14 protein-coding genes are annotated in these 11,863 nt (G+C 57.7%); 9 read left to right on the top strand and 5 right to left on the bottom strand.

Features of this window, described 5'->3' with window-relative positions; genetic code table 11:
* Positions 1-7: 7 nt before the first annotated feature.
* The 3 genes from pstC to AC13RE_RS10065 all read right to left on the bottom strand — a co-directional run bounded on the left by pstC (position 8) and on the right by AC13RE_RS10065 (position 2,690).
* The gene (pstC, locus tag AC13RE_RS10075; RefSeq protein WP_113229636.1) at positions 8-979 is read right to left on the bottom strand and encodes a phosphate ABC transporter permease subunit PstC; all 972 of its coding nucleotides are present in this window, start codon (positions 977-979) and stop codon (positions 8-10) included.
* Positions 980-1,055: 76 nt separating this feature from the next.
* Entirely contained in the window at positions 1,056-2,081 is a 1,026-nt protein-coding gene (pstS, locus tag AC13RE_RS10070; protein ID WP_132716328.1) for a phosphate ABC transporter substrate-binding protein PstS, read from the bottom strand.
* 264 nt (positions 2,082-2,345) lie between these two features.
* Positions 2,346-2,690, bottom strand: coding sequence for a cupin domain-containing protein (locus AC13RE_RS10065; RefSeq protein ID WP_488562812.1), 345 nt, complete (start codon positions 2,688-2,690; stop codon positions 2,346-2,348).
* A 207-nt stretch (positions 2,691-2,897) separates the two neighbouring features.
* Between AC13RE_RS10065 and AC13RE_RS10060 the strand changes: the two genes are divergently transcribed.
* Positions 2,898-3,446, top strand: a complete 549-nt coding sequence (locus tag AC13RE_RS10060; RefSeq protein WP_488562811.1) for a phosphatase PAP2 family protein — start codon at positions 2,898-2,900, stop codon at positions 3,444-3,446.
* Positions 3,447-3,572: 126 nt separating this feature from the next.
* Here AC13RE_RS10060 and AC13RE_RS10055 read toward each other — a convergent pair whose 3' ends face one another.
* Both AC13RE_RS10055 and AC13RE_RS10050 read right to left on the bottom strand, forming a co-directional pair.
* The gene (locus tag AC13RE_RS10055) at positions 3,573-4,856 is read right to left on the bottom strand and encodes an O-acetylhomoserine aminocarboxypropyltransferase (RefSeq protein WP_132716325.1); all 1,284 of its coding nucleotides are present in this window, start codon (positions 4,854-4,856) and stop codon (positions 3,573-3,575) included.
* Positions 4,857-5,023: 167 nt separating this feature from the next.
* Entirely contained in the window at positions 5,024-5,452 is a 429-nt protein-coding gene (locus AC13RE_RS10050) for a CoA-binding protein (protein ID WP_112337558.1), read from the bottom strand.
* A 109-nt stretch (positions 5,453-5,561) separates the two neighbouring features.
* On the opposite strand from AC13RE_RS10050, the gene AC13RE_RS10045 reads away from it, so the two are divergent.
* The 8 genes from AC13RE_RS10045 to argC all read left to right on the top strand — a co-directional run bounded on the left by AC13RE_RS10045 (position 5,562) and on the right by argC (position 11,612).
* Positions 5,562-5,888 (top strand): hypothetical protein, encoded by a 327-nt coding sequence (locus AC13RE_RS10045; RefSeq protein WP_132716324.1) that lies wholly within the window; start codon positions 5,562-5,564, stop codon positions 5,886-5,888.
* A gap of 862 nt (positions 5,889-6,750) precedes the next feature.
* Positions 6,751-7,587, top strand: a complete 837-nt coding sequence (locus tag AC13RE_RS10040; RefSeq protein WP_132716323.1) for a DMT family transporter — start codon at positions 6,751-6,753, stop codon at positions 7,585-7,587.
* Between the two features lie 237 nt (positions 7,588-7,824).
* Positions 7,825-8,289, top strand: coding sequence for a 50S ribosomal protein L13 (gene rplM / locus AC13RE_RS10035; RefSeq protein WP_004122374.1), 465 nt, complete (start codon positions 7,825-7,827; stop codon positions 8,287-8,289).
* A gap of 2 nt (positions 8,290-8,291) precedes the next feature.
* Positions 8,292-8,762: a 30S ribosomal protein S9 gene (gene rpsI, locus AC13RE_RS10030; protein ID WP_075852256.1), complete on the top strand. Its 471-nt coding sequence runs from the start codon at positions 8,292-8,294 to the stop codon at positions 8,760-8,762.
* A 139-nt stretch (positions 8,763-8,901) separates the two neighbouring features.
* The gene (locus AC13RE_RS10025) at positions 8,902-9,165 is read left to right on the top strand and encodes a hypothetical protein (RefSeq protein ID WP_132716704.1); all 264 of its coding nucleotides are present in this window, start codon (positions 8,902-8,904) and stop codon (positions 9,163-9,165) included.
* Positions 9,166-9,231: 66 nt separating this feature from the next.
* A complete protein-coding gene (locus tag AC13RE_RS10020) occupies positions 9,232-9,609 on the top strand; it encodes an antibiotic biosynthesis monooxygenase family protein (protein ID WP_132716322.1) in 378 nt (125 codons plus the stop codon).
* Entirely contained in the window at positions 9,590-10,543 is a 954-nt protein-coding gene (gene speB, locus AC13RE_RS10015; RefSeq protein ID WP_488562810.1) for an agmatinase, read from the top strand. The genes AC13RE_RS10020 and speB overlap by 20 nt, the downstream gene beginning before the upstream one ends.
* 136 nt (positions 10,544-10,679) lie before the next feature.
* Positions 10,680-11,612: an N-acetyl-gamma-glutamyl-phosphate reductase gene (argC, locus tag AC13RE_RS10010; RefSeq protein WP_488562809.1), complete on the top strand. Its 933-nt coding sequence runs from the start codon at positions 10,680-10,682 to the stop codon at positions 11,610-11,612.
* Positions 11,613-11,863 lie beyond the last annotated feature (251 nt).

The raw sequence follows: 11,863 nt of genomic DNA, 5'->3' as shown, positions 1-11,863 counted from the left end.
TTTTTCCTCAGTGCGAGTCGCCGCGGCCGATCATCCATCTCGCCAGCGCAAGTACGCAGAAGGAAAGGACGAACAGGAGCAGGCCGAGCGCAATCAGGCTCGACAATTGCAGACCGTCGGCATCGCCGAAATTGTTCGCGATCTGGGCGGAAATGGTGGTGGACGGCGAGATAATCGACGATTGCAGACGGCTCACCGAGCCGATAACGAAGGTAACGGCCATGGTTTCGCCGAGCGCGCGGCCGAGGCCGAGCATGATGCCGCCGACGAGGCCGCGGCGTGTATAGGGAATCAGGATGTGGCGAGCCACTTCCCATGTGGTCATCCCCATGCCGTAGGCGGATTCGCGCAGCATCGGCGGCACGGTGCTGAACACGTCGCGGGAGATCGCGGTGATGAACGGCAGGATCATGACGGCCAGTACGAGGCTTGCCGTCAGTAGGCCGACGCCTGGCGCCGGCGGCTGGAACAGCAGGCCGATCACCGGCACCTGGCCGACAGTCGCCATAAGGAAAGGCAGGATATTGTTCTGCATCAGCGGCACGAGAATGAACAGGCCGACGATGCCATAGATGATGGAGGGAACGCCCGCCAGAAGCTCGATGGCCGTGCTGATGGGACGGCGCAGGCTGCCGGGGCAAAGTTCCGTGAGGAAGATGGCGATGCCGATGCCCAGGGGAACGGCAATCAACATGGCGATGAACGAACTTACGAGTGTGCCGACCACGGCAGGGACGGCGCCATAAATATCGGCCGGCGCGCTCCACTTGGTGCCCCAAAGGAACGACAAGCCAAAGGTCTGAAATGTGGGTAAGGCATCGATGACAAGAACCACGAGGATTGCCAGCAGCAGAAGCACGACAAGAATAGCCGAGCCAAGCGTCATCAAATAGAAAATCCGATCCTGTATCCGGAATTTTCTGGTCGCGGCGGAGGTATTCACAGCCTGGAAGCCAGCCATCTGAGTCGCGTCAGCCATCGATTTCCCCTTGTCCTGTCACGAAAGGCGGACAGGGAAATACCCTGTCCGCCGCAACTTTTTCGCCTAGCACAAATTACTTCGTGCCGAAGTCCGTCTTCCAAGCCTTCTCGACGATCTCGACAACATTGTCCGGAACCGCAAGATAAGACAGCGCGGTCGCGTCCTTCTGGCCATGCTCATAGGACCACTTGAAGAACTTCAGTGCTTCTTCGTTCTTAGCAGCATCAGCCGGCTTCTTGTAGAGCAGAACCCAGGTCGAAGCGGCAATCGGCCAGCTCTTTTCGCCCGGCTGATTGGTGATGATCAGGTTGAAGTTCTTGGCCTTGGCCCAATCGGCGTTGGAAGCGGCAGCCTTGAAGGTTTCCAGGCTCGGCTCGATAACCTTGCCGGCAGCATTCTTCATCTTCGCGAAGCCGATGTGGTTGGCGACGACGTAGGAATATTCAACGTAAGAGATCGAGCCAGCCGTCTGATTGACGGTGGTGGAAACGCCTTCCGAGCCCTTGGCGCCGAAGCCGACCGGCCATTCAACAGCCGTGTTCGAACCAACCTTTTCCTTCCACTCCGGCGAAACCTTCGCCAGGTAGTCGGTGAAGTTGAAGGTCGTGCCCGAGCTGTCGGCGCGGTAAACGACCGAGATCGCCGTGGAAGGCAGCTTCACGTCCGGGTTGAGAGCCTTGATGGCTGCATCGTCCCACTTGGCAATCTTGCCGAGGAAGATGTCGGCCAGCGTCTTGCCGTCAAGAACGAGTTCGCCTGGCTTTACGCCTTCGACGTTATAGGAAACGACGATGCCGCCGGAGATCATCGGGAACTGGGCAATGCCATTCTTCTCGAGGTCGGCGTCGCTCATCGGCTTGTCCGAAGCGCCGAATACGATGGTCTTGTCGAGGAGCTGCTTGATGCCGGCGCCCGAACCGACCGACTGGTAGTTGACGACGTTGTTCGTCGCAGCCTTGTAGCCTTCGGCCCACTTGGACAGAACCGGTGCAATGAAGCTCGAGCCAGCGCCCGTGATGTCGGCAGCGGAGGCCGAAGCGGACATAGCCGCGATGAGGCCTGCAGTCAGGCAAAGCGAACGGAGTTTCAGGTTAAGCATAGTAGACTCACTTCCTCAAGTGAATGAAAGGATGGCGAGCAGAAGATCGGCGTGAGGTTGCCCATGGTAAACGAACCTCCCCGCCTAAAGTCTCCCGGCGACAGACTTGGCTCTAAAGACGCATTGTTTCAGTTTGATGACAGTTTAATGAAGCGGTAGTGACACAACCTCCGGCAATCATCGCCGCCATTGCGGAACGGCGTCAAACGAGCTGTGCCAAAGGGCGCATGAACGCGAACTTCATGTTCTGATTCAAGAACATCGTCAGAGACGGATCACGTAATCCTTGCGAGTCGTTTCAATAACTTCCCAGGTCCCCTTGAAGCCCGGCCTCAAGATAAGGCGGTCGCCTGCGCGCAGATGGAAGGTCTCGCCATCCTCACTCGTCACAATGGAATAGCCGGAGAGGATATGGAAATATTCCCATTCGTCATAGGCGATCCTCCATTTGCCTGGGGTTGCTTCCCAGATACCGGCATAAAGGCCGCCATCAGGCTCATCCAGGCTCCAGGTTCGGAAGGTCGGGGCTCCCGAAATGAGGCGATCGGCTGCGGGCGCGCCCGTTTCCGGTTCGACGCCGGCGATGTCCACTGCCAGATAGGTCGTCACGAATGCCTCCTGTTGATTGCCTCGTATGGCTCTCCGCGAGCTCAAGGACATGCGAACCCGAAACGCACATCATCCTGACCTGCCGCCCGATATCAAGGCCCCATCTTTCAGGGAAACGTCAGAAAACAATGCCCTAGTGCGCTTCGTTAATCTGGCTCGACCATCTCAATCGTGCCAAATCGTAATCACGGTCCAGAAGGAGCCAGCATGTATGAACTAGATGCCGTTATAACAGCGTGGATCAATGGCATGGCCGGAAACCCGACGGTCGACCGCCTGATGATCCTAATTTCGGCATACGGCGTTCCCTTGTTGATCGCTCTTGTCGCTATCCAATGGTGGGCCAGAGAACGTCGATCGGAAACCCGACACGCACTCGTTGCTGCGGGCCTGACCTTCGTCGTCGGTCTCGGTATCAACCAGGTCATCCTGCTTTTTGTCAGCCGTGTTCGCCCGTATGATGCCGGGGTCACCAAGCTACTTGTAGATCGCAGCAATGACCCGTCCTTTCCCTCTGACCACGCGACGGCCGCGTTCGCAATCTTTGCCGCATTTACGCTTCAACGCATGCCAGGGCGGAGTCTCTTCTTCCTAATCGGCGCAATCCTCGTATCCTTCTCCCGTGTCTACGTCGGCACGCATTATATCAGTGACGTCATCGGCGGGGTGCTTACCGCCGTTTTCGCGGCGATCTTGGTCAAGACGCTCTATCGTCCTGAAACCCGGCTGAATCGCTTCGTAACCGGCATCCTATAGGGTCAAATTTGCAGAGGCCCGTAAGAACTGTCGAGGCCATATCTGCGAGCGTCCTATTTTCAGGTTTTCGGCGGTCGATTCAATGCAACCTGATAAAAAATTGTCAAAGGTATGGGAGGAACCGCATCAGACTTTCGCCAGCGCCTGCTCCAGATCGGCGATGATATCCTTGACGTCCTCGATGCCGATGGAGAGGCGCACCACATCCGGGCCGGCGCCGGCTGCGACCTTCTGTTCGTCGCTCAGCTGCTTGTGCGTCGTCGAAGCAGGGTGGATGACGAGCGAGCGCGTGTCGCCGATATTGGCAAGATGCGAGAATAGCTGCAGGCCCTCGACCAGCCCCTTGCCGGCTTCATATCCCCCCTTCAGACCAAAGGTGAAGACGGAGCCTGCGCCCTTCGGCGAATAACGCTGCTGCAGCGCGTGGTTGGGATCGTCCTCAAGGCCGGCATAATTGACCCATGCCACCTTTTCCTGCCCCTTCAGCCAACGCGCAACGGCAGCCGCATTGTCGGAATGGCGCTGCATCCGCAGCGGCAGCGTCTCGATGCCCGTCAGGATCAGAAAGGCATTGAATGGCGAGATGGCCGGTCCGAGATCGCGCAGGCCCAGCACGCGGCAGGCAATGGCGAAAGCGAAATTGCCGAAGGTCGCGTGCAGCACGATGCCGTTATATTCCGGCCGCGGTGAAGACAGCATTGGATAATTACCCGAGGCGGACCAGTCGAAAGTGCCGCCATCGACGATAATGCCACCCATGGAATTGCCATGGCCACCGAGGAACTTCGTCAGCGAATGCACGACGATATCGGCGCCATGCTCCAGCGGCCGGATGAGATAGGGGCTTGCGAGAGTATTGTCGACGATCAGCGGCAGGCCATGCTTGTGCGCGATGGCCGCGATGGCCGCGATATCAACGAAGGTACCGCCCGGATTGGCGAGGCTTTCGATGAAGATGGCGCGCGTACGGCTGTCGATCTGCGCTTCGAAGGTCGCAGGATCGGCGGAATCGGCCCAGCGGACCCGCCAGTCGAAATTCTTGAAGGATTGCCCGAACTGATTGACCGAACCACCATAAAGCCGTTTGGCCGCGACGAAATTGTCGCCCGGCTGCATGATGGCATGGAAGATGAGGAGCTGCGCTGCATGACCGGAGGCGACGGCGAGAGCCGCAGTGCCACCTTCGAGGGCAGCCACCCGCTCTTCCAGCACGGCCTGGGTCGGGTTCATGATGCGGGTATAGATATTGCCGAACTGCTGCAATCCGAAGAGAGCGGCCGCATGATCCGCATCCTGAAAAACGAAGGATGTCGTCTGGTAGATCGGCGTCGCTCGCGCGCCTGTCGCCGGATCCGGCTGCGCGCCGGCATGGATTGCAAGCGTGTCGAAACCTGGGTTGTTTGCTGGCATATGTTTCCTCCCGCCGGATTTTGTTCGTAACGGGAAAAGCATAACGCCTGACATATGAAAGTTAACCGCGAACTTTGCCGTGCTTTTCGGCTCGCGGAAAAAACTTGCCATCTTTCGGTGAGATCGCGCGATAAACGGCCGGATGCCGTCGATCCCTATGATCTCGATCAGGCGACCAGGCGCGGATATTCGATGGCCGGGCAACGATCCATCACGACCCTTACACCCGCCGCCTCCGCTCGTGCCGCGGCGGCGTCGTCACGCACGCCGAGCTGCCCCCAGATGACCGGCGGCCGCGGCTCGATCATGATCGTCTCCTCGACCACCGATCGGAGATATTCGGGCGCCCGAAAAACATCGACCATATCCACGGGCTCGGGGATATCGGCCAGACGCGCATAGACCCACTGCCCCAGAATTTCCTTGCCGGACTGCCCAGGATTGACGGGGATGACGCGATAGCCCCTGTTCAAAAGATAGGCCATCACGCCGTTGCTCGGGCGCGCGGGATTGGGCGAAGCGCCGACGAGCGCGATGGTCCTCACGGACAAGAGGATATCGGCTATATAGGAATCGTCATAACTGTCGTGGTTCATCACGAAGCCTCCCGCTCCGATCACACTTGCGTTTTGCCATAAATACGGAAACCGCAATGGCGGTCTCCGTGTATAGTATATTATAGCAACTTCAGGGAGGATTACTCAGATGAAAAAAATCATCCTGCTCGGCCTGCTCATTACATCGGTCGCAACGCCGGCCCTGGCTATCTCGCGCTACAATTCCATGTCCATGACCTGCGCCGAAGCGAGGGCTGTCATCAACCGGGAGCGCGCGGTCATTATGCGCTATCCTGCAAAGAGAACGCAGAAAATGACGCTCTATGATCGCTATGTCGCCGACAGCGGAGCGTGCGACCAGGGCTTTTATGCCTATCAGGACTATCTGCCCACCAAAGATCGAGCCTCGTGCCCGGTTTATATATGCCGGCCGACGACCGATCTGGATGACGACGATTTGATTTTCCGGCGCTGATCGAAGTACGCCCGAACAGGATGTGGTGGACGATTCATGCGCTCGTCGCGATGACCACCGATCACAATCTATGATTGCAATCGGCACTGTGCACCTTCGGCACTATTGGCATCCTTGTATTTTCCGTGAGGCTGTCCGGAGGTCATTCTTCAAAGCGCTTTTAGTCACTTTTGTGCGCCCGGAAAGTTGCGTTCTCATGAAATGCAATCTTTGTTCTCTATTTATTCACATGTAATTTAGAAAATACGCATGAATAATGAATTCACATGAGAACCGATTGCGAACATGGAACATCTACCTACTTCATAAGTTCTCGACAGAATAATTGTCGAACTCTCGCAATGAGATATGTAAAAAATTGTCCGCTTCTCGATCCTATACTTGGATATAGACGATTTTTATCGCCTCTGATAGGCGGCGGCAGCTGTGAACTGTAATATTTTTCAACTGCTGTAGAATTATCCACCCTTCCCCATGCAGCATTTACGGTTGCACTAGCGCCAAAACAACAAGTTTATGGCGAACACCATTATTCCTGACGATAAGTAGCGGTGCGACCGTCCGACGCGCTCTGTCGTTTTTAAGTAAGAAGTGTCTAATGCTACTCCCGCGTTCACAGGACATGCGATATTTGTTCGCGCTTCATACTCTAATAAATTAGTTATTTATAATACCAACGCGAACAATAAAGAACGCAACGAGAACGCGACTCTCGATGCCGGCTATCGATCACCACAGGTGGAACAAGCCTTCAAAGTTGCCGATATTTCGTTGCTTTTCGATGTATTGCGGATCATATGGGGGCCGCATTCCCACAAAATGCCAAGCGCTGCCATGCACCTGCCAAATCGCGAGGTTTTCCGTGTCTCTCGACGTTATCGCGCTCGTCCTCTTCGGCGCCCTGCTGCATGCGACGTGGAACGCGATCATCAAGGCGGGAACCGATAAATCGCTCGATGCGGCACTGGTCTCGGCAGGCGGCGCGGCTGCGGCCCTTCCTCTGTTGCCATTTCTGCCTTTGCCGGCCTCCGCCGCCTGGCCTTTCATCGGCGCTTCGGCCATCCTGCAATTTGCCTATTTCCAGCTTGTGGCGGCAGCCTATCGTGCCGGCGACATCGGGCTTGTCTATCCGCTGATGCGCGGTGTAGCACCCCTCATCATCGCCTCGACAAGCAGTTTCATCCTGAAGGAAACTCTTTCGGGCGGCGCATTGATCGGAACCATGACCATCTGCGCCGGCATATTGACGCTTGCCTTCGAGGCCCGAAAGGGCAGCCGTCGGGCGATCGTCCTGGCCCTTGCCAATGCCGTTGTTATCGCGACCTACACCTATGTCGACGGCATCGGTGCGCGGGCGTCGGGCAATTCGGTATCCTATACCCTATGGATGGCGCTCTTGCCGCCCATCCTCCTATTCGCCTGGGCAATATCGCAACGCGGCCTCAATGCCGTCGCCGCCCATGTCCGCTATAATTGGTGGCGCGGGCTTATTGGCGGAGGCGGCTCGATCGCTTCCTACGGGTTGGCGTTGTGGGCGATGACCAAGGCGCCGGTCGCCATGGTCGCCGCCTTGCGCGAGACTTCGATCCTCTTCGCTTTGGTGATATCCGTTGTCATTTTGAAGGAACGGTCCAGCATCTGGCGCTATATTGCCGGCGCCATTATTGCTGGCGGAGTGCTGGTTTTACGGCTGGGCTGACCATAAATTATGTGGTTTTATTTTACCACACAAGCAGCATATTGATTTTACTTTATAATTTTTACAGCCCGCCAATCATGCGATATTGACCCTGGCTCTTAATCGATCTATAAGCCGCCTCAGATCGCAGCCTTTCCGGGCTGCTTTCTTTTTGGCGCGCCTCCATGCGAGCCAAATCAAGCAACAAGAAACGCCCAGACGCCTTCGGGCCAAGGGTCCTAAAAGAGAGTATGCAACATGGCAACCTTCTCCCAGAAGCCTGCAGAGGTGGAGAAGAAGTGGGTTCTCATCGACGCCGAAGGGCTTGTCGTTGGCCGTCTCGCTTCTATCATCGCAATGCGTCTGCGCGGCAAGCATAAGGCTACCTTCACGCCGCACGTCGACGACGGCGACAACGTCATCGTTATCAATGCCGACAAGGTCGTCTTCACCGGCAAGAAGTACGAAGATAAGGTTTACTACTGGCACACCGGTTATGCCGGCGGCATCAAGGAGCGTACGGCTCGCCAGATCATCGAAGGTCGCTTCCCGGAGCGCGTCGTTGAGAAGGCCGTCGAGCGCATGGTTCCCCGCGGCCCGCTCGGCCGTCGCCAGATGAAGAACCTGCGCGTCTACGCCGGCTCCAACCATCCCCACGAAGCTCAGCAGCCGGTCGTCCTCGACGTCGCCAAGCTGAACAAGAAGAACGTAAGGAGCGCCTGATAATGGCTGACCTCTCCTCCCTGAAGGACCTCGGCACGACTTCGGAAGCAGCTGCTGCTCCGGTTCACGTCCGCAAGGTTGACTCGCTCGGCCGCTCCTACGCGACCGGCAAGCGCAAGGACGCCGTCGCCCGCGTTTGGGTCAAGGCCGGCTCCGGCAAGATCATCGTCAACGGCAAGGACTACACGGCTTACTTTGCCCGCCCGGTTCTGCAGATGATCCTGCGTCAGCCGATCGTCGCTGCTGCCCGTGATGGCCAGTTCGACATCATCGCAACCGTTGCCGGCGGCGGCCTCTCCGGCCAGGCCGGTGCCGTTCGTCATGGCCTGTCCAAGGCGATCACCTACTTCGAACCGGGCCTGCGCTCGGTGCTGAAGAAGGGTGGCTTCCTGACCCGCGACAGCCGCGTCGTCGAACGCAAGAAGTACGGCCGTGCAAAGGCACGTCGTTCCTTCCAGTTCTCCAAGCGTTAATCGCTTATCCGAGATCGGATTATTGGAAAGGCCGGGGTTTCCCCGGCCTTTTTCTTTGCAGCATTGAAATGATGCAGATTTGCCGAGGCAGGGAATGCTTTTTATGGCAAAGTCCTCTTGCAAGCATCGGGGGAGTTTAATGCGCAGCCTCATCTTTTCGCTTCCATTCTTGATCGGCATGGCATCATCGGCTCTGTGCGACGACGCCCAGCCAATTCCCCCAGCCGACAAGGCCGCGGAGATGCAAAGCATGAAGGATTTTCTCCAGGCAAACGCGGACTGTCGCGAGTTCAACGACAGCTGCTCCTATTGCGTCGTGACCGATGGGCAGGCCAATTGCTCGACGCCGCAGATCGCCTGCGTAAAAAAGGCGTATCAATGCACCGCTCGATCGGGCAAATAGTCGTCGGATCTTAGTTTACGATTCCAGCCCGAATTTCGAGATTTGACCGCTCTCCGGAGAAACACCATGAGCAAGAGTACTTCATCGCGTTTCGCGGCCACTCCCGAGCCGCCCTATTATATCGTCACATTCGCGTCGCTCCGCACCGAAGGCGATAACGGCTATGGTTCTATGGGCGACCGCATGGAAGAACTGGCAAGGGCACAGGATGGCTTTCTTGGGATTGAGAGCGTCAGGGAGCCTGGCGGCTTCGGCATCACCAACTCCTTCTGGCGTGACGAGGAAAGCATCCTCGCGTGGAAGAACGTCGTGTCGCATCTGGCCGCACAGAAACTCGGTCGCGAGCGCTGGTACGAAGAATACAAGGTACGCATAGGCAGGATAGAACGGGCCTACGACTTTCATGCAAATAAAGGAGAGGCCCTTGCCGAGCACGTCGATTGACCATGCCTTCACCGCGGCAAGTCTGACCTCGGCTGCCAGCGATCCGACCTTTGCCGGCGCGCTCTCCTTCATGCGCCGCCGCTTCACCAAATCGCTTGCAGGCGCCGATGCCGTGGTCTGGGGCATCCCCTTCGATGCCGCCACCTCGAACCGGCCGGGAACGCGCTTCGGGCCGCAGGCGATCAGGCGTGCCTCGGCGATCTTCGACAACGATCCGCAATATCCATTCAACCGCGATCTCTTCGCCGAGATGGCCGTCATCGATTATGGCGACTGTCTGCTCGATTACGGCAATCATCAGGATACGCCCGCTGCAATCGAAAGACAGGCGGCGACGATCCTCGACAGCGGTGCCTTCCTGCTGACGCTCGGCGGCGATCATTTCGTCACATGGCCGCTGTTGAAGGCGCATGCCGCCAAGCACGGGCCGCTTGCACTGGTGCAGTTCGATGCTCATCAGGATACCTGGTACGACGACGGCAGGCGTATCGACCACGGATCCTTCGTCGCACGAGCGGTGCGCGACGGGCTGATCGACCCCGACCGCTCCATCCAGATCGGCATCCGCACGCATGCGCCTGACGATTTTGGTATCCAGATCCTCTATGGCCATCAGGTTGAGGACATGAGCGCCGGCGACATCGCTTCGACGATCATCTCGCATACCAAAGGCGCGCCGACTTACCTGACCTTCGATATAGATTGCCTCGATCCGGCGTTTGCTCCGGGCACGGGAACGCCGGTCGCCGGAGGCCCTTCCAGCGCCAAGATCCTGTCGGTGCTGCAGCGCCTGCATCAACTCGATATCAGGGGTGCCGATGTCGTCGAAGTGTCGCCTGCCTACGACCACGCCGACATCACCGCCATTGCGGGAGCGACCGTGGCGATGTATATGCTCGGTCTCCACGCCGAACGACGTGCAAGCGGTCGCTGAGACATGATTTCAGGTAGGGGCGACGGTTTTCGAAAATCACCCTGTCGCTTCGGCAACGACCGTTATGAAATTGAATCAACTGTATGGCAAACTGAGTCCGGAAACACTCTCAACCTATTGAAAGAGCAGGAATAAGATGGCACCGAAGATCTTCATCGATGGCGAACACGGAACCACGGGCTTGCAGATCCGCACGCGCATGGCCGACCGCCGCGATGTCGAGCTGCTGTCCATTCCCGAAGCCGAACGCCGCAATGCCGCCATGCGCGAGGACATGCTGAATAGCGCCGATATTGCCATCCTCTGCCTGCCCGACGATGCGTCGAAGGAAGCGGTGAAGATGGTGGCGGGCAACAACAATGTCCGCGTCATCGACACCTCGACGGCTTTCCGCATCCACCCCGACTGGGCCTACGGCTTTGCCGAAATGGACGGCAATCAGGGCAACCGGATCAAAGCGGCGCGTTTCGTCGCCAATCCCGGCTGCTATCCGACGGGTGCGATCGGCGTCATCCGGCCGCTACGCGCCGCCGGCATTCTTCCGACGGACTATCCCGTGACGGTGAATGCAGTGTCCGGCTACACCGGCGGAGGCAAGCAGATGATCGCCCAGATGGAAAATTCCGATCATCCGGATGCGATCACCGCGCCGCATTTCCTCTACGGCCTGCCGCTGACCCACAAGCATGTGCCCGAGATGACGACCCACGGCCTGCTGGAGCGAGCGCCGATCTTCTCGCCCTCCGTCGGCCGCTTCCCTCAGGGCATGATCGTGCAGGTGCCGCTGCATCTCGGCGATCTTGCGGAAGGCGCGACGCTGGAAAGCATTCATGCCGCACTCGTCGAGCATTACGCCGGTCAGGATATCGTTCAGGTCGTTTCGCTCGATGAGAGCCGCGCCCTGCCCCGCATCAACGCCGTCGAGCTCGCCGGCAAGGACACGATGAAGCTCTTCGTCTTCGGCACGCCGGGTGGAGCGCAGGTCAATCTCGTTGCCCTGCTCGACAATCTCGGCAAGGGCGCATCGGGTGCAGCCGTACAGAACATGGATCTGATGCTGAGCGCGTAGCTCAGTCCAACGCGGATTGAAATTCGATAGGCCCGGCCTGTTTATTCAGGCCGGGCCTTTTCACGTCAAAAGCAGTTTTGCGCAATTTAGGCTCCGCTGCCGTACTCGGCCTTATTTTTGCCGTTGCCCTAAATTAGCGGAACCTACACGGAAAAGTGAACAACCGTTGGGCTTGCGACCAATTGTCGGCCAGATTTGCTCTTTAACGGCTTTGCTTGCCCGAATAGGCGGGACGTAAAAACTATCCCTTT

Source organism: Martinezella sp. CNPSo 3959 (genome assembly GCF_057784355.1).
The sequence above is the reverse complement of the archived record's forward strand: the minus strand, read 5'-3'. Positions and strand labels throughout refer to the sequence as shown.